This window comes from Aquimarina amphilecti, assembly GCF_900109375.1.
Taxonomy (GTDB): domain Bacteria; phylum Bacteroidota; class Bacteroidia; order Flavobacteriales; family Flavobacteriaceae; genus Aquimarina; species Aquimarina amphilecti.
Map to the genome: position 1 here is coordinate 193,417 of NZ_FOAB01000001.1, position 18,673 is coordinate 212,089.

13 protein-coding genes are annotated in these 18,673 nt (G+C 32.0%); 10 read left to right on the forward strand and 3 right to left on the reverse strand.

Going from position 1 to position 18,673, the window contains the following annotated elements; translation table 11 throughout:
- Positions 1–29: 29 nt before the first annotated feature.
- Positions 30–4,457: a translocation/assembly module TamB domain-containing protein gene (locus BMY33_RS00870; protein ID WP_244542957.1), complete on the forward strand. Its 4,428-nt coding sequence runs from the start codon at positions 30–32 to the stop codon at positions 4,455–4,457.
- A 24-nt stretch (positions 4,458–4,481) separates the two neighbouring features.
- Positions 4,482–5,468: a 6-phosphofructokinase gene (gene pfkA, locus BMY33_RS00875; RefSeq protein ID WP_091404211.1), complete on the forward strand. Its 987-nt coding sequence runs from the start codon at positions 4,482–4,484 to the stop codon at positions 5,466–5,468.
- Positions 5,469–5,473: 5 nt separating this feature from the next.
- Here the strand turns inward: pfkA and BMY33_RS00880 are convergent, their stop codons facing one another.
- Entirely contained in the window at positions 5,474–5,815 is a 342-nt protein-coding gene (locus tag BMY33_RS00880) for a cupin domain-containing protein (RefSeq protein WP_091406041.1), read from the reverse strand.
- Between the two features lie 217 nt (positions 5,816–6,032).
- Between BMY33_RS00880 and BMY33_RS23315 the strand changes: the two genes are divergently transcribed.
- The gene (locus BMY33_RS23315) at positions 6,033–6,188 is read left to right on the forward strand and encodes a hypothetical protein (protein ID WP_170836973.1); all 156 of its coding nucleotides are present in this window, start codon (positions 6,033–6,035) and stop codon (positions 6,186–6,188) included.
- A 562-nt stretch (positions 6,189–6,750) separates the two neighbouring features.
- Here BMY33_RS23315 and BMY33_RS00885 read toward each other — a convergent pair.
- Together BMY33_RS00885 and BMY33_RS00890 are read right to left on the reverse strand one after the other, a co-directional pair.
- Entirely contained in the window at positions 6,751–7,131 is a 381-nt protein-coding gene (locus BMY33_RS00885; protein ID WP_091404216.1) for a RidA family protein, read from the reverse strand.
- 79 nt (positions 7,132–7,210) lie between these two features.
- Positions 7,211–9,991 carry a putative LPS assembly protein LptD gene (locus BMY33_RS00890; protein ID WP_091404218.1) on the reverse strand — a complete coding sequence of 927 codons (2,781 nt, stop codon included), beginning with the start codon at positions 9,989–9,991 and terminating at the stop codon, positions 7,211–7,213.
- A 199-nt stretch (positions 9,992–10,190) separates the two neighbouring features.
- Between BMY33_RS00890 and BMY33_RS00895 the strand changes: the two genes are divergently transcribed.
- The 7 genes from BMY33_RS00895 to BMY33_RS00925 all read left to right on the forward strand — a co-directional run bounded on the left by BMY33_RS00895 (position 10,191) and on the right by BMY33_RS00925 (position 18,672).
- Positions 10,191–11,324 (forward strand): N-acetylmuramoyl-L-alanine amidase family protein, encoded by a 1,134-nt coding sequence (locus BMY33_RS00895; protein WP_091404220.1) that lies wholly within the window; start codon positions 10,191–10,193, stop codon positions 11,322–11,324.
- Between the two features lie 86 nt (positions 11,325–11,410).
- Positions 11,411–12,361: an MlaD family protein gene (locus BMY33_RS00900; RefSeq protein ID WP_091404224.1), complete on the forward strand. Its 951-nt coding sequence runs from the start codon at positions 11,411–11,413 to the stop codon at positions 12,359–12,361.
- Between the two features lie 12 nt (positions 12,362–12,373).
- Positions 12,374–13,693, forward strand: a complete 1,320-nt coding sequence (locus BMY33_RS00905) for a 4Fe-4S dicluster domain-containing protein (RefSeq protein ID WP_091404228.1) — start codon at positions 12,374–12,376, stop codon at positions 13,691–13,693.
- A gap of 59 nt (positions 13,694–13,752) precedes the next feature.
- On the forward strand, positions 13,753–14,199 hold the full coding sequence (locus BMY33_RS00910; RefSeq protein WP_091404231.1) for an LNS2 domain-containing protein: 447 nt from the start codon (positions 13,753–13,755) through the stop codon (positions 14,197–14,199).
- 58 nt (positions 14,200–14,257) lie between these two features.
- Entirely contained in the window at positions 14,258–15,049 is a 792-nt protein-coding gene (locus tag BMY33_RS00915) for a (Fe-S)-binding protein (protein ID WP_091404234.1), read from the forward strand.
- 120 nt (positions 15,050–15,169) lie between these two features.
- The gene (locus tag BMY33_RS00920; protein ID WP_091404236.1) at positions 15,170–15,655 is read left to right on the forward strand and encodes an ABC transporter ATPase; all 486 of its coding nucleotides are present in this window, start codon (positions 15,170–15,172) and stop codon (positions 15,653–15,655) included.
- 92 nt (positions 15,656–15,747) lie between these two features.
- Entirely contained in the window at positions 15,748–18,672 is a 2,925-nt protein-coding gene (locus BMY33_RS00925) for a serine hydrolase domain-containing protein (protein ID WP_091404238.1), read from the forward strand.
- Position 18,673 lies beyond the last annotated feature (1 nt).

The following is an 18,673-nucleotide window of genomic DNA, read 5'->3' on the forward strand; positions in this document are numbered from 1 at the left end:
TAAAACGTATCAAAAAATTTGGGAAAATATTGAAAAGGATATTCCTTATCCTTATTTCGCTATTTGTACTATTAGTGATCCTATTTTCTATTCCTGCAGTTCAAACTTTTTTTGGTAAAAAAATTACTAATTATCTTAATGATGAGTACAATGTAGACATTAATGTGGGTAGAGTAGGCTTGACTTATTCTGGTGATGTAAACTTAAAGGAAGTTTTTGTAAAAGATCACCATAAGGATACGTTGATATATGCTAAAAACATAACGACTTCAATTCTAAATATAAGAGAAATTTCTAAAGGTCAACCTGAACTAGGAAGTGTTTCTATTGATGATTTAACGTTTAGAATGAAAATGTATAAAGATGAGAGTAGTGATAACCTTATGACTTTCATTAGAAAATTTGATACTGGTAAAACTTCTTCATCCAATACTAAGTTCTTGCTTACTACAGGAAATGTAACTATGGAAAACAGTAAGTTCAGTTATATTGATGAAAATCTCAGTTCTCCTAGAATAGTTGTATTAAGAGATATCTTATTAGATGCTGAAAGCTTAAAAGTTGATGGAGAAGATTTTTATATAACAACAGATCTGCTATCATTTAAAGATCATAGAGGATTAAATGTATCTAATCTAAAAACAACTTTTTCAATTACTCCTACAGAAATGCGTTTTCGTGAGTTATTGTTAGAAACTATAGATTCCAAAGTAGAAGGTGAAATAGTATTTGCGTATGAACGTGGAGGACTTGTAGATTTTGAAAACAGTGTTGATATTACAGCTAATTTCAATAAAGCAATTATTTCTACTAATGATTTAATACCCTTTTATAAAGAGTTTGGGAATGATGAAGATTTGATCCTCAAAAATACTTTGGTAAAAGGAACATTAAATGATTTTGAAATTTTAAATTCTGATATTTCAGGATTAGATAGATCTATTATACAAGGAGATATTAGAATTCGAAATGCAGTTACAAACGTTTCAAAGTTTAGATTAGACGGTGATCTAAAGAATTTAACTACCAATTATTATGATCTAGTTAATTTACTCCCTAACATTTTAGGAGAATCATTGCCTAAACAATTATATCAATTGGGAAGCGTAAAAGGTGTTGGTAAAACAATTGTTACGATTAAAGATGTTGATGTCGATATGGACTTCTTTTCACAATTAGGAAAAATCAATGCTTTTGTTTTATTGGGAGATTTAGATGATGTGAAAAATGCAACCTATAATGGAAACGTAATATCTAATAATTTTAATGTAGGTCAATTATTAAGTAAAAAGAACCTTGGGAATGCAGCATTTGATATACACGTAGATGGAAGTGGTTTTACATTAAATAACCTTGATACTAAGTTAGAAGGAGATATTAGAAAATTAGAGTTTAATGGATATACTTATACAAATCTAAATGTATTTGGTAATCTCAAGGACCCTGTTTTTGATGGGAAATTAGTTTCAGATGATCCTAATATGAAATTTAGCTTTAATGGTGTAGCTGATATATCTGAAGAAATTAATAATTATGATTTTACGGCTAATGTAGATCATATAGATCTACATCGTTTGAACTTTTTTACTCGAGACAGTATTTCTGTTTTTAATGGAGATGTAAAAATGAAGATGAAAGGTACGGGTATTAATGATGCTTTTGGAACAATTTCCTTTGAGAAAACATTATATAAAAATCAAAATGCTAGTTACTACTTTGATGATTTTGATATTACTTCAAGTTTTGATGATAAGAACGTACGAACAATTACGGTAAATAGCCCTGATATAATTGAAGGTAATGTAAAAGGGGTTTTTAGATTTGAAAATGTCTATGATTTGTTTCGTAATTCTATAGGGAGTTTATATGCAAATTTTGAACCTACTGAGATTACGGATAATGAGTTTATGGAATTCAATTTTAAAATTTATAATAAAATTGTTGATGTATTTTTTCCTGAAATTGAATTTGCCCCAAATACTTCGATAAAAGGAAAGGTAGAAAGTAATGACTCCGAATTTAAATTGACTTTTAAGTCACCTTCTATCAAAGCGTTTGATAACTTAATGAAGAAAGTGGATGTTCAGGTAGATAATAAAAACCCTTTATTTAATACATATGTTGCAATTGATAGTATTAATACAAAGTATTATGATGTATCCAAGTTTAGTTTAATTAACGTAACACTTAATGATACATTATTTATGCGTTCAGAGTTTAAGGGAGGTAAAAATAATGTTGATAATTATAATTTAGAATTTTATCACACAATTAATGAAGATAACAATTCTGTATTAGGGTTTAAGAAATCCGATTTTACTTTTAAAGGATATACTTGGTATGCAAATCCCAACAAAAGTAAAAGTAGTAACAAGATAATTTTTGACAATAATTTTCAAAATATAGACATTAGATCGATAAGGTTAAGTCATGAAGATGAAGAGATAAGTGTTTCTGGAACTGTTGCAGGTAAGGATAACAAAGATATCAAAGCCACTTTTAAAGGCGTAGACCTTAATAAAATCACACCTTATATAGAGAATTTAGAATTATCTGGAGTTGTAGACGGAGATCTTAAGATATTTCAGGATAAAGGAGTGTACTTTCCAAGTTCTACTGTTATAATTGATAAACTAACAGTAAATGACTCAAAACTAGGGGAGTTCCGAATGAATGCATCCGGTAATGAGTCGTTAACGCAGTATTCTGTAAATACTAGGTTAATAAATGAGGAAAATATAAAAACACTCTCTGCTATTGGATCGATTGATGTTTCGGACAATAATCCAGATATGAATATAGATGTAAACTTAGATCAATTCAATATGTCCGGGTTTAGTCAATTAGGTGGAATTGTAATATCAGACCTGAGAGGGTTTGTAAGCGGAAGTGCTAAGGTTACTGGTGATTATGTCAACCCTTCGATTGATGGTTTACTAAAACTAAATAAGGCAGGGTTAAAAATACAATATCTAAACGTTGATCTAGATTTTGAAGAAAACTCTAGAGTTGTTTTAACTAAACAACGTTTTAATTTTGATGATGTTTCTATTGAGGACACTAAATATAATACTAAAGGGATATTAGGGGGTTATATTGGGCATCAGCGTTTTTCTAAATGGGATCTGGGTCTTATCCTAACTGCTAATGAAAGATTATTGGTGTTAGATACCAAAGAGGATGAAGAGTCTTTATATTATGGAACTGGATTTATTAGCGGTGATGCAACTATTGAAGGCCCTACAGATGGTTTAGTTATTAATGTTAATGCCACTACTGAAGAGGGAACTGTATTTAAAATCCCGTTGAATGAATCTGAATCAATTGGCGATAATTCTTATATCCATTTCTTAAGCCCTGAAGAGAAGCAAGCTCGTTTAGATGGAAAAGAAATTATATTAAAAGAGATAAAAGGATTAGAGCTTAACTTTGATCTTGATGTTAATAACAATGCTTTGGTAGAGGTTGTTGTTGATAAAAAGACGGGTAGTTCACTTAAGGGAAGAGGAGCAGGAACATTACTTATAGAAATTAATACAAATGGTAAGTTTAATATGTGGGGGGATTTTGTGGCGTATGAAGGAAGTTACAATTTTAGGTATGGTGCTCTTGTAGGTAAAGATTTTACCGTTAGATCTGGAGGTAGTATTAACTGGGATGGAAGTCCTACTAGAGCAAAGCTTAATCTAAGTGCAGTATATAAGACAGAGGCAAACCCGGCAGTATTATTAGAGAATGCTACTATTAACCGTAAAATACCGGTGGAGGTAGTGGTAGATCTTAACGGAGAACTAATACAACCAGATCTTAATTTTAATATAGAATTACCTAATTTAAGCTCTGTTGCTAAAAGTGAGTTAGAGTATCAATTAGAAGACCAAGCAACCAAAGAACTACAGGCGTTATCATTAGTGACGCAAGGACAGTTTTATAGCGGAAACTTAGATCCAACTTTTATTACTGGTAATCTAGTGGAGCGTGCTGCAGGATTAGTAAACGGTATATTTTCTGGAGATGATGATAAATTTAGAGTTGGTGTAAATTATGTTCAAGGAAATAGAAATGTAGATCAGGAAGCTGCAGATCAATTCGGAGTAACAGTTTCTACTCAGATCAATAATAGAATTTTGATTAATGGTAGAGTAGGAGTACCAATTGGTGGTGTTAGTGAATCTGTAGTAACAGGAGATGTGGAGGTGGAATATCTTTTTAATGAAGATGGAACTTTAAAAGGAAAAATATTTAACAGGCAAAATGAAATTCAATATATAGGAGAGTCTCAGGGTTATAAGCAAGGATTGGGACTTTCTTACTCAGTAGATTTTAATAATTTCGGAGAACTTTGGGATAAGGTATTTAAATCTAAAAAAGTAAAAGATTCTTTGTCTCAAAAAACAAAAGATACTATCAACATAGAAACGCCAGAATTTATTAATTTCACAGATAAGAACAAGTAATAGGATAAAATTTATACATAATAAATGGCTAAACAAATTAGAACTATTGGAGTAATGACATCGGGAGGAGATTCTCCTGGTATGAATGCAGCTATTAGAGCAGTAGCTCGTGCTTGCTCTTATTATAATGTAAAATGTATTGGTTTTTATCGAGGCTATCAAGGAATGATAGAAAATGATTATTGTGAAATGAATGCTCGAAGTGTTCGTAATATTATCAGTGCAGGAGGAACCATTCTTAAGTCTGCTCGTTCAGAAGAGTTTAAAACAGCTGAAGGAAGAAAAAAAGCTGCTGAAAACCTTAAAAAAGCTGAGGTAGATGCGATGATATTAATCGGAGGAGATGGCACATTTAAAGGAGGTAAGATTTTTAGTGAAGAACATGATATACCTGTTATAGGTGTTCCTGGAACTATAGATAATGACATTGCAGGAACTAATTTTACAATTGGATATGATACTGCATTAAATACAGTAGTTGATGCGATAGACAAAATTAGAGATACAGCAAGTTCACATGATCGATTGTTTTTTATCGAAGTAATGGGACGTGATGCTGGTTTTATAGCTTTAAATAGTGGAGTAGGTGCTGGTGCTGAAGAAATTTTAATTCCAGAAGAGGATTTGGGATTAGATAGATTATTAGAATCATTAAAAAGGAGTAAACGCTCTGGAAAATCCTCGAGTATAGTTGTGGTCTGTGAAGGTGATAAAATTGGAAAAAATGTTTATGAACTTGCAGATTATGTAACTGAAAATATGCCGGATTATGATGTGAGAGTTACAGTTTTAGGTCATATGCAGCGTGGAGGATCTCCTTCTTGTTTTGACAGAACATTGGCAAGTAGGCTTTGTGTTAAAGCAGTTGAACTACTGTTAGACGGAGAACAAAATGTGATGGTTGGATTACTTAATAATAAAATTGTAGCTACCGATTTTGATAATGGTTTAAAAGAAGATCATAGTATAAATAAAGAATTGCTGCGTATTTCAGATATCCTATCTGTTTAAATTAGTTATTGTTGATTTACTTTTTGTACTCTTTCTACCTTGTCTTTTTTTGATAAAGAAAGTCTGACAATACTGTTCTCTGATGCTATGAGATTATGGCTTACATTGGGTTTTAATGAAATTAAATCGCCTTTTTTTAAGACATACGTTATATCATGTACCCCAAACCCAATTTCTCCTTCAAAAACTTCTACAGTTATAGGAAATATGGTTTGGTGTTTCTTCATTTCTTGTCCCTTTTTGAAAACTATTCTAACTTCTTTGTTAGCTTCGTTTTCCATTAATTTAGTGATAACAGGGTTTTTATCTCCATAAGTAAGGTCTTTTAGTAATGATGTTAAATGCATATTAATAGTGTTTTTAATTACATCAAAATTAAACACTATGTTCTCCCTTTTTTATGAGTTGAATCATAAAGTAAAAAGTATCGTAATTGTAATTTTCCTAAATAACTAAATACTATGTACACACTATTTGTTACTGATACTGTTAATAATCATCACGTGATAAAATTCGAAAGATTTGAATATAACAATCTTATGGAGTTGTTAATAAATAGGTTATATGATGATATCGGAGCGTGTAAAGGAGACTTGTCATGTTAGACTTCGTCCTTTTATGTCTCTTGGAGGTTTAGAGAAAAAACGTTACAAGATCAGTTGTTGTGGAATCTTTCTATTTATAGCCAATTTTGGATCAATATGTGGATATGGCTATTAATGGACGAGAATCACCTTCTAATACAGTGCGTATTGCATATGTAATTTTTGAGGTGATAAAATTATTCTTGCTCTTTTTTATAGGATTTAGTTAGTTGCCGTTGTTTAAAAAGCAGGAGTAGTAGTGTAATATAGGATATCGGAAAGAAATGATGAAAGCATAAGATGTAGCTGTGATATAAAAAAGCGAGATTATTATAATAATATCTCGCTTTTTAAGGTTTTAAGTATTTGTGTTCCCAGTAATTCTGGTATGAACCAGTTTTTTTTCTGGTTGTTGTTTCCTGAATTAAAATCTTCATATTACCTATGGATTGCATAAGCTGAAGATGCAGGAAGTTCTTTTAAAAAGTTCATAAACGATGTGAAATTAAATCTGAAAGTAAATATTGAATTATTCATAATATATAATTTTAATTAATAACTATTATATAATAATCAATCGCCGTGCCATAAATAATTAAACTCTGAGAAGTATTGGTTTTATTGAGTTTTTCTGATATACTAAAAAGCTGAATTCAAAAGAATTCAGCTTTTTAGTATATCATATTTTTAAAAGAGTATTATTTTACTGCAATTACCGAAATTTCCACATTTACAAACTTAGGTAGTGCAGCGACAGCTACAGTTTCTCTAGCAGGAGCAGTATCCTCATTGAAATAACCTCCGTAAACTTCATTTACTTGCGCAAAGTTATTCATATCACTTAAGAAAATGGTAGTTTTTATAACATGTTCGAATGTCATATCAACTTCGTCTAGAATTCCTTTAAGATTTTGCATTACTTGTTCTGCTTCAGTTTTAATATCATCCATTACTAAATCTCCAGTCTCTGGATTAATAGCTATTTGCCCAGAAGTATAAAGAGTATTACCATTAAGAATTGCTTGGCTATAAGGTCCAATCGGAGCAGGAGCCTTAGAGGTAGTTATGATTTTTTTCATAATGTGTAAAGTGTTATTGTTTATTTCGATTTTGTAAACGTATTATTATTTGACGATTCTTCAAGCATCAAAAGAAAACTTATAGTTGTCTGTCCGGTTCACGTCTTTTATCATACTTAATATCACTAAGAACAGAAGATTTGATACCTATATAGAAATTCCAAGATGTTCTTTCACTAAATGGAATCCAATTAAAACTTAAATTCCAACTATCTAGATCCCTCTGAAATCTTAAATTGGTATATGTAAACCCAGGGTTTTTTAGATCATATCCAGATGATACCCCAACGGTCCATTTAGGTGCAAGTTCTACATCCCCGGAAAACATAATTGAATGAGAAGAAATTTCATTTTGCCTAGCGTTATTACTATAATTGACTGTATATGATAGACGCAATGACCAAGGGATTTTGTAATTATAATTTTTAATATCCCTTTTTTCTTTATTGTCATTAGTTGGACGATTCGACTGGTCATCTCTAAAATCTGTTCCACCACCAAATAAATTATCGGGTCGTCCACCATTCTGTAACGTTTGATTCGATAAGGGATCTTCATTAGACTGACCTTTTTCAAAGTCTTTACTAGAAAAAGAATATCCAAAATTAGCACTTGCTCTCGTTAATCTAAATAAACTGCCCCCATTATCAATGTTCCAAACATCAATTTTACGATTGTTGTTATCTAATGCATAAGGATCTAGTTCTGCACTAAAGTTAATGTCTAATTTGTTTTCAATTATTGGGATATTTCCAGTAATTGATATCGGACTAAGTTGTAGAGAGTCACCAGCAATATTATAAGCCGTTCTAAAATTTAAATTATTTAATAATACTACTTTTCGAGGTTCTAAATCAGTAGTGTCTTTACTCTTAACTTTGGCCTCTAGGTTGTTACTTAAAGAAAAACCGATACTACTAGAAAAAGTGTTACTAGGAGCACCGAAGAAGCCACCTTCGAATCTAGAGTATTCAACTACTTCTGTTTCGTCGATATCTAATGTATTCGGGTCATCGGTTATTGTATACTCATCATAGAACTGATCAAAAGCTGGATTAATACTATAGCTAATGGAAGGTCTCATTGTATGACGAATAGCTTGAATTTTTTTATCTTTTTTGAAATTAAAAGTCCCATAAATTGTGGTTCCTAAACTAGTAGAGAAATTATAAGTTCTGTAGGCGTCAAATCCTGCAATGGTATCTCTTACTACTTCACCTGCACCATCATTAGCGTCTGGATCATAACTTTGGTCAATGGTTTCGAATACCCAGTTTTCTTGGAAACTTGTTCCCATAGTAGCACTTAGATATTTGAAAATTTTGAAGTTTGTACTAATAGGGATGGAGTGTTGCATTCCTATTCTAGCATCATTAAACATATCTCCTGTGAAGAGATCGTCATCAGTAGTTGTAATTCTATTTTCTCCTCTAAAATTATATTGTGTATTTATATTTTGAATGACACCTTTTTTAACACCTACTTTGGGCGCGAAAGGAAATATTCTGGATACGCTAGCATTTATATTAGGAAGCGAAAGATTTACTTCTTGTGTGTTGGTATTAGAGTTGTGGTTCGCAGCAACATTTAAGTTTACTTGTGGATCTCCTTGAAAAGTTTTGGAATAAGAAATTGATGAACTAAGTTGATTGTTCAAGAAATTACCTGTATTAAGTTGATTCGTTGACTGTTGGAAAAAGTCACTACTACCAAAGTTTACAGAAGCGGAGAATCGAGAATTTGGGTTAGCTTTTGCATCCTGAGAATGTGTCCATTGTATATTATAGGTAGTTCTTTGTGCAAAATCAGGAAATCCTCTTTCACTGGTTAAATTGTTTTCGAATCTAAAACGGAGATTACCTCTGTATCTATATCTTACAGCATATGCAGATTCAGTTAGAAGCGTATAACTACCATTTGTGTAGTAATCTCCAGTAACTGTCAAATCAGCATAATCACTTACCGCGAAGTAATAACCACCATTTTGTAAAAAATATCCTCTGTTATTTTCTTCTCCATAACTAGGGATAATAAAACCAGAAGTTCTTTTATCCTGTAAAGGGAAATAGCCAAAAGGTAATCCAAGTGGTGTAGGAACATCTGCAATAAACATATTTACTAAACCGGTAACAATTTTTTTCTTTGGGACCAATTTAATTCTACGAGCATAAAAATAATAATCTGCGTTATCAACATCTTCAGCAGTGGTGAATTTTACGTTACTCATATATATAACAGAGTCATTTACTCTTTTAGAGACCTCACCTTTAACATTCATTTCCCCTTGTTTTGTTCGGGAATTATATATCAATGCCTTTTCCGTGTCAAAATTGAATCTAATAGAATCTGGTTCTACTACATTTTGTGCTTGTTTAAAAACGGGTGTTTGCGTGTAGTCTCCAACAGAATCCTTAATACCATATGCATATACCTCATTTTTAGCATTGTCTACTATAATAAGTCCAGCATTAATCTGCATTTCGCCATATATAATTTCAGCTTCATTGTAGAGATACATTTTATTTTCTCTACGGCTCAATTTCATATAATCTTTGGATTTATATTTAACTTTATCAGTTAATAATTGAGGGGGAACAACTGCTGTGTCCTTCTTTGTAGTATCCTGATCTTTTTCGTTTTCAAGTAATTCAGACTTCGAGTCAGGTGATTTTTTGGGTAAAGAAATAGAATCCTTTTGCGCAGGAATAGGTTTTTTTGTGGTTTTATCGAACTCTTGTGCAGTTGTATAACAAATACAAAATAGTGAAAAACTTAGTGAATAAAGTATGTTACGTACCGTTGTTTGCAATGGTTTAAATCCTATTTTTGTAAAACTATGGCTTAGTTTTTGAAGTGCCAAAATTACATATATTTTTTATGTAGAGATTGTAATTGGTAAAAAAATAAATATTTATATCAAATACTTTACTCTAACGTTATTTTTTAATGAAATCTATATTCTAATTTCTAAGATCATAACCATATGATTATAGAATTATTATACTAAATACGGAAACAATTTGGTAATGTTTCAAGCTAAGTGATAATTTTGCATAATTATGAAAAATAAAATAATATACAGCTCATTTTTAGTAGTAACAGTTTTTATACTCTCTGCATTTACTTTATCCATTGAGGATAAAAGTGATAAGGATAAATTTGTAGTTGTTTTAGACGCAGGTCATGGAGGCCATGACCCTGGAAATCGTGGAAATGGTTATAAAGAAAAAGATATTGCTCTTAAAGTAGTATTGGCTGTTGGTGCTGTTTTAGAAAAAGATGACCGTTTTGAAGTTGTTTACACCAGAAGTACTGATAAATTTATAGAATTGCATGAAAGAGGTAAGATAGCTAACAAAGCTGAAGCAGATCTGTTTGTGTCAATTCATTGTAATGCTCACCGATCACAAGCATATGGTACAGAGACGTTTGTATTAGGGTTACATGCTAATGATGAGAACTTTAATGTAGCGAAAAATGAAAACTCCGTTATTTTATTAGAGGATAACTATGAAGCAAATTATGATGGATTTGATCCAAACTCTCCAGAATCGATAATTGGGTTAACCTTAATGCAAGAGGAATATTTAGATCAAAGTCTTACGCTGGCAAGTTTTGTGCAGAACAAATTTAATAAAGCTTTAAAAAGAAAAAGTAGAGGAGTTAAACAAGCTGGATTTGTTGTGTTACATCAAACCTATATGCCTAGTGTTCTTATAGAATTGGGCTTTCTTACTAATAATAAAGAGGGAAAATATTTAAATTCAAAAAAGGGTCAGGATGAAATGGCAAAATCCATAATTTCTTCTATAGTTGACTATAAAGAAAGCCTTGATGCTACTTATTATGTCCCAGAATCAGAAACTCCAGAAGTAGTAAATAATGATTCCATCACTAAAGTTGTTGGACAGAAATCGTATGAAGGAATAACATTTAAAGTACAAATAGCCGCAGGATCTAATGATATAGAACTCGAATCTAAAAACTTTAATGGACTGGACCAATTGTCAAAGATTCAGTTTGAAGGTTTGCATAAGTATTACTTTGGAAGTACTTCTAATTATAGTTTGATCAAGGAGTTAAGAAACGTAGCTGTTGATAAGGGATATCCTTCTTGTTTTGTTGTAGCATTTAAGAATAATGAAATAATTCCTCTTACAGAAGCTTTAAAAACTCATACTACATCGAACTAATCTAAATAAATACTAATAAATCGTTCGTTAATAATCTTTGGAAGTATATTTTTTATTCTAAATTTGTGTCCTAAACATATGCTATTTTGAAATTTACTCGAGAAGTTAAAACAGGAATTTTAGCACTGTCTGCTATAGCACTTTTGATTTTTGGATATAGTTTTCTAAAAGGTAAAAACCTTTTAGAAAGTGACCGAACGTTTTATGCTGTTTACGACAACGTAGAAGGATTGATACCCTCATCACCAGTTACAATAAACGGTTTGGTTGTAGGAAAGGTTGTTTCTATCAAATTTGCAGACAGAAAAGGAAACCTAGTAGTGGAGTTTAATGTAAGCAGTGATTTTACTTTTTCTAAAAATAGTGAAGCTATGGTATATGGCGGAGATTTGATAGGAGGAAAGTCGCTTGCCATTAATCCAATCTATGAAGCTGGCCTAGAAGCAAAAGATAAAGATACTTTGCCAGGGAGAGTTAAAGCAGGATTATTAGAATTAGTAAACGAACAATTAACCCCTTTGCAATTAAAGTTAGAATCAGCGATTAAAGATGCTGATACCTTATTGACTTCCGTGAATGGAATTCTATCTGTGGATAATAAAAATAATTTAAATTCCATATTTAAAGACCTTAGTATAACTGTGCGAAACTTTAAAGGTGCTTCGGGATCTTTAAATAATATTTTGTCAGGTAACGAAGAAAAATTAAATACTACACTTTCTAATCTTGATGAGATGTCTACTAATCTTAATCAATTCTCAGATTCGTTATCCAAAGTTAATATAGGTAAGTTGGTAAATGACTTGGATAGTGTTTTAGCCAATTTCGAGAAAATTTCTAAAGATTTAGAAGTAGGAAATGGAACAGCAGGTAAATTACTGAAAGATGATAAGCTATACGGAAATTTAGAAAAAGCTAGTAAGGAATTAGAGTTATTACTTCAAGATCTTAGATTGAACCCTACACGATATGTAAATGTCTCTGTTTTTGGAAAGAAGAATAAACCATACGTAAAGCCAGCAGACACAATAAACTAACTACACCAGATTATGCAATATATACCTAATATCATATTTGTAATTGCTTTAATAGCAGGAATTGGATATTTCACTAAAAACATTCGTAAGGTCATTCGAAATATTCGATTGGGTAAAGATGTAGATCGTACAGATAATAAAAAAGAGCGATTGAACAATATGATGATGATTGCTTTTGGGCAATCAAAAATGGTAAGAAGACCTATAGCAGGTATATTGCACGTGGTGGTATACGTAGGTTTTGTTATTATTAATATCGAAGTTTTAGAAATTATTATAGATGGTATTCTTGGTACGCATAGAATATTTGCGTTTTTAGGAGGATTGTATGATTTTTTAATTGGTTCTTTTGAGATTCTTGCCCTTTTGGTACTAGTAAGTGTATTGATTTTTTGGATACGAAGAAATGTAGTAAATATTAGACGTTTTAAAACATTGAAAGGCTGGCCAAAAAACGATGGTAATATTATTCTTTATTTTGAAGTAGTCCTTATGACATTGTTTTTAACGATGAATGCAGCGGATCTACAATTACAAAATTTGGGAGCTGAACATTATATCAAAGCAGGATCATATCCTGTGAGTCAGTTTATATCTCCTTTATTTAATGGAATGTCTGAGGGAGCATTGATTCTTCTTGAACGCGGAGCTTGGTGGATGCATATCGTTGGGATCTTAATATTTTTGAATTACTTATATTTTTCAAAACATTTGCATATTCTTTTAGCGTTTCCGAATACGTACTACGGAGATTTGAAACCTAAAGGGCAGATGGATAATTTAGAAGCTGTTACCAAAGAGGTGATGCTTATGATGGACCCTAATGCAGATCCATTTGCTGCACCAGCAGAAGATGAAGCTGAAACAGAACCAGAAAAATTTGGAGCTTCTGATGTTACTGATTTAAACTGGGTGCAATTACTGAATTCTTATACCTGTACAGAATGTGGACGTTGTACCAGCGAATGTCCGGCAAACCAGACAGGTAAGAAGTTATCTCCTAGAAAAATAATGATGGACACTAGAGATCGCCTTCAGGAGGTCGGAGATAATATTGATAAGAATGGTAGTTTTGTAGATGATGGTAAACAATTACTAAATGATTATATAACACAAGAAGAATTATGGGCGTGTACAAGTTGTAATGCTTGTGTAGAAGCTTGCCCTGTTAGTATTAGCCCATTATCTATTATTTTAGACATGAGAAGATATTTAGTTATGGAGCAAAGTGCGGCACCATCAGATTTAAATAATATGATGTCTAATATCGAAAATAACGGAGCTCCTTGGCCATTTAACCAGATGGACAGATTAAACTGGAACAAAGAATAAAAATTATTAACCATAACTATTAACCATAAACTTTTAAAAATTAAGAGAATTTAGAAATTATGAAGAAGGAAGAAGTAGAAAAATTATTGCATGATAAAGTAGAAGAGGGAGAACACATTAGTCCAGTCTTACCAGAAGGTATTAAGAACTACCTTATTGATATTGATGGAACAATTACAGAAGATGTTCCTAATGAAGAGCCAGAAAGAATGGTTACTTGTGAGCCTTTTCCAGATGCTCTAGTTACATTAAACAAATGGTATGAAGAAGGGCATATTATATGCTTCTTTACATCAAGAACTGAAGAACATAGGGAAGTAACTGAAACCTGGTTAAGAACACATGGATTCAATTATCATAGTCTTTTGATGGGGAAGCCAAGAGGAGGAAATTATCATTGGATAGATAATCACCTAGTAAAAGCAACTCGTTATACAGGTAAATTTACAGAGCTTGTAGAAAGAGTAGTTACTATCGAAGTTTTTGACGACGGTAAACACGATTAAATATAAATTTAGGTTGATATGTTTTAACCTAAATATTTACATATAAATAGTATTACAAATGAGTGAAGCAGTAAAGGTGCCAACAATGGCAGAGTATATGGCTGAAGGAAAAAGGCCAGAAGTTTTATTTTGGGTAGGATGTGCTGGAAGTTTTGATGATAGAGCCAAGAAAATCACAAAAGCTTTTGTAAAGTTACTTCATAGTGCCAAGGTAGACTTTGCTGTATTAGGGACTGAAGAAAGTTGTACTGGAGATCCTGCAAAAAGATCGGGTAATGAATTTTTGTTTCAAATGCAGGCAGTTACCAATATTGAAGTGCTTAATGCATATGAAATTAAAAAAGTAGTTACAGCTTGCCCTCATTGTTTCAATACATTGAAAAATGAATACCCTGCTTTAGGTGGAGATTATGATGTAATGCATCACACGCAATTTCTTAAATCACTTTTGGACGAAGGTAGATTAAAGGTAGAAGGAGGTAAATTTAAAGGGAAACGCATTACTTTCCACGATCCTTGTTATTTAGGAAGAGCTAATAATGTGTATGAAGCACCTAGAGATCTTCTAAGAAAATTAGAAGTAGAACTCATAGAAATGAAACGTTGTAAACGTAACGGTTTATGCTGTGGGGCTGGAGGAGCACAAATGTTTAAAGAACCTGAGCCAGGTAATAAGGATGTTAATATAGAGCGAACAGAAGATGCTCTAGAGACAAAACCAGATATTATTGCTGCTGGGTGTCCTTTTTGTAATACGATGATGACTGATGGTGTAAAGAGTAAAGAAAAGGAAGATAGCATTGATGTAATGGATGTGGCAGAACTGATTGCAAATGCTCAAGATTTATAAAAAGATTTTTAAAGATTAAGTAAAATTCTAAAAGAGTTGATATGTTTATTCATATTAACTCTTTTTTGTTGCAACAATTAGGAATACTTTTTGTTATTTTAGAAAATAAAAAGAAAGCAGATGTTAGTAGATTTTAAAGAACTCCCTGATACATCAAGAATTTGGGTTTATCAAGCCAATAGATCTTTTACTTTAGAGGAGTTAGATGAGATAAAAAACAAATTAGAAACCTTTATAACACAATGGACTGCGCATGGAGCAGATCTTAAGGCAGGTTATGATATAAAGTATAAAAGATTCATAACTATTGCCTTAGATCAAGATATAAATCAAGCTACAGGTTGTTCTATAGATGCTTCTGTTCATTTTATACAGCAATTAGAGACTGATTATAAAGTTGATTTAATGGATAAAATGAATGTATCCTATAAACAGGGAGAATTTGTTGCTTATAAAACACTTACAGATTTTAGAAAAATGGCAAAAAACAGATCTGTTTCGCCAAATACTATAGTGTTTAATAATTTGGTTACTAATATTGCTGAGTATAAAACTGATTGGGAAGTTCCTGCTAAGGATAGTTGGCATAACCGTTTTTTAAATTAGTTTTTGTGCGATATACTTTCTCTAAATACTTTTCATATATAGTTTTTGTTTTTACGTTATCAGTTTTTTCACAACAACCTGATGATGTGATTATGGTAGACTCAATCACTGGAGCTCAATCTGATTCTCTAGTGACACAGCTAGTTGAGAAAAATAAACCTTTAAGTCCACTCATTGTAAAAGACGAATATGATATTCAAAGATTATGGGTAGATAGCATTTATAATAGGATGACTTTAAAAGAAAAAGTTGGACAATTATTTATGGTAGATGTTTTTTCTTCAAAATCAAAGAAAGAAACAGATAAGATAAAAAGCTTAATTGAAGAGTATCACATCGGAGGAATTATTTTTTCTAAAGGAGGACCGCAGCGCCAAGCTAAACTTAATAATGAATATCAAGAAATTTCTAAGGTTCCTTTACTAATTGGTATGGACGCAGAATGGGGGTTAGCCATGCGATTAGATTCTACTAAGGCATTTCCTTGGAATATGACGTTAGGAGCCATTCAGGATAATGGCCTAATAGAGGAGACCGGACGACAAATAGCTAAACATTGTAAACGGCTTGGTGTTCATATCAACTTTGCACCTGTTGTAGATATGAATACAAATCCCAAAAACCCAATAATAGGAAATCGTTCTTTTGGAGAAGATAAAGATAATGTTACCGAAAAGGCATTGGCTTTTATGAAAGGAATGCAAAAAGAAGGTGTTTTAGCAAGCGCTAAACATTTTCCTGGGCACGGTGATACAGATAGTGACTCTCATAAAACGTTACCTACAATAAATTTTGATGAAAAACGGATTGATAGTATAGAGTTATATCCATACCGTAAATTAATAGCGGATGGGCTGTCTAGTGTTATGGTGGCACATCTAAATATTCCTAGTTTAGAACCTAGATCAGGTTATCCATCGTCAATTTCTAAAAATGTTGTAACTAACATATTACAAGATAGTTTAGGTTTTGAAGGATTAGTGATAACAGATGCTTTAAATATGAAAGGAGCTTCGAATTTTAAAGCTCCAGGAGATATTGATCTTGCAGCTCTAAAAGCAGGGAATGATATTCTTTTAATATCAGAAGACGTACCACTAGCATCTCAGAAAATTATTTCTGCTTATTATGCTGGCGATATTACAGAAAAACGTTTGTCACGTTCTGTAAAAAAAATATTATTAGCTAAATACAAAGTAGGGCTTCATAAGTATGAACCCGTAAAAACTGATTACCTTTTAGAAGAACTTAATAGTACCGCTAATGAAGTGCTTCATCATAAATTAGTTGAAAACTCTTTAACATTGATTAAGAATGATAGAGCAATTCTACCTGTTAAAAACTTAGATCTTAAAAAAGTAGCTTATGTATCTTTAGGCGATGATTCTGGAGAAGTGTTCCTAGAGGAACTAAACAAATATACTAAGGTAGATTGGGTAAAAGGAAATCAACTACCAGATATATTAGATCAATTAAGAAATTATAATTATGTGATAGTAGGATTACATAAATCAAATGATAATCCTTGGAAAGATTATAAATTTAAGGATAAGGAATTGGTTTGGTTATATGAGATTGCTCGACTTAATAATACAGTTCTAAGTGTTTTTTCTAGGCCATATGCCATGTTAGATCTTCAAACTACTACAAATTTTGAAGGTGTCTTAATGGCTTATCAGAATAGTACGGTAGCACAACAAAAGGCAGCTCAATTGCTGTTTGGAGCTATTGAGGCAAAAGGAAAACTTCCGGTAAGCTTAGGAGTAGACTTCCCTTTAGGGACAGGTCAGGAAACCAGATCTTTAAAAAGACTGACTTATGGAATACCTGAAACAGTTGGGATGAATTCTCATAAATTAGAACGTATCGATTCTATAGTGAATATTGCATTAAGAGAAGATATGACTCCTGGTCTACAACTTATTGTGGCAAGAAAGGGTAAAGTAGTTTACAATAAGAATTATGGATATCATACCTATGCTAAATCTAGGAAAGTAAAGAGTTCAGATATTTATGATTTAGCATCTTTAACAAAAATCCTTTCAACTTTACCTTTGACTATGGAACTAAAAGATAAAGGTATTTTATCATTAGATACGCGTGTAGGAGAGATGCTGCCTTTATTTAAGGACTCTAATAAGAAAGATATTACAATTAGATCTATGTTATCTCATTATGCTCGATTAAGAGCTTGGATTCCATTTTACCTTAAGACATTGGATACGGTAACCTCTAGGCCTGATAAAAAATATTACAGAACTAAACGTACTGATGATTTCAATATTAGGGTGACAGGTAATTTGTATTTAAGAAGTGATATGAAAGATTCTTTGATGCTACGCATAAAGGATAGTGAATTAAGAAGTAGACTTAGTTATAAATATAGTGACCTTCCTTATTATTTGATGAAATCTTTTATAGAGGGTCATTACGGTAATGATTTAGATGCTTTGACCCAACAGCATATTTATAAGGCAATGGGAGCAAGTAATATGGGGTATTTGCCACTAAATAAATTTGATAAAAAACGGATTGTACCTACAGAAAATGATCAAGCTTACAGAAAAGAGACTATTCACGGATATGTTCATGATCAGGGAGCAGCTATGTTTGGAGGTATTGGGGGTCATGCAGGTTTGTTTGCTAATGCAAATGACGTTGCTAAGATGATGCAGATGTATCTTAATGGCGGATACTATGGAGGAAAGCAGTTTATTAGTAGTCAAACAATAGATGAATTCAATACGTGTACGTATTGTGATAAAAGGGTGAGAAGAGGTGTAGGTTTTGATAAACCGCAACTTGGAGATGTTGGACCTACTTGTGGTTGCATATCTATGAACAGTTATGGTCATAGTGGTTTTACAGGAACATTTACTTGGGCAGATCCCGATGAAGAAATTATTTATGTTTTCTTAAGTAATCGAACGTTTCCTGATTCTGCCAATCGAAAATTAATCTCTAATGATATCCGTTCGGAGATACAGAGATTAATATATGATGCTATAAATTATTAAA

Coding starts and splice junctions, on each gene's coding strand:
- BMY33_RS00915 (WP_091404234.1), top strand. CDS start 14,258: ATGAGTGAAGCAGTAAAGGTGCCAACAATGGCAGAGTATATGGCTGAA.
- BMY33_RS00880 (WP_091406041.1), bottom strand. CDS start 5,815: ATGCATTTAACATCATTACTAAAAGACCTTACTTATGGAGATAAAAAC.
- BMY33_RS00920 (WP_091404236.1), top strand. CDS start 15,170: ATGTTAGTAGATTTTAAAGAACTCCCTGATACATCAAGAATTTGGGTT.
- BMY33_RS00905 (WP_091404228.1), top strand. CDS start 12,374: ATGCAATATATACCTAATATCATATTTGTAATTGCTTTAATAGCAGGA.
- pfkA (WP_091404211.1), top strand. CDS start 4,482: ATGGCTAAACAAATTAGAACTATTGGAGTAATGACATCGGGAGGAGAT.
- BMY33_RS00925 (WP_091404238.1), top strand. CDS start 15,748: ATGGTAGACTCAATCACTGGAGCTCAATCTGATTCTCTAGTGACACAG.
- BMY33_RS00885 (WP_091404216.1), bottom strand. CDS start 7,131: ATGAAAAAAATCATAACTACCTCTAAGGCTCCTGCTCCGATTGGACCT.
- BMY33_RS00895 (WP_091404220.1), top strand. CDS start 10,191: ATGAAAAATAAAATAATATACAGCTCATTTTTAGTAGTAACAGTTTTT.
- BMY33_RS23315 (WP_170836973.1), top strand. CDS start 6,033: ATGATGATATCGGAGCGTGTAAAGGAGACTTGTCATGTTAGACTTCGT.
- BMY33_RS00910 (WP_091404231.1), top strand. CDS start 13,753: ATGAAGAAGGAAGAAGTAGAAAAATTATTGCATGATAAAGTAGAAGAG.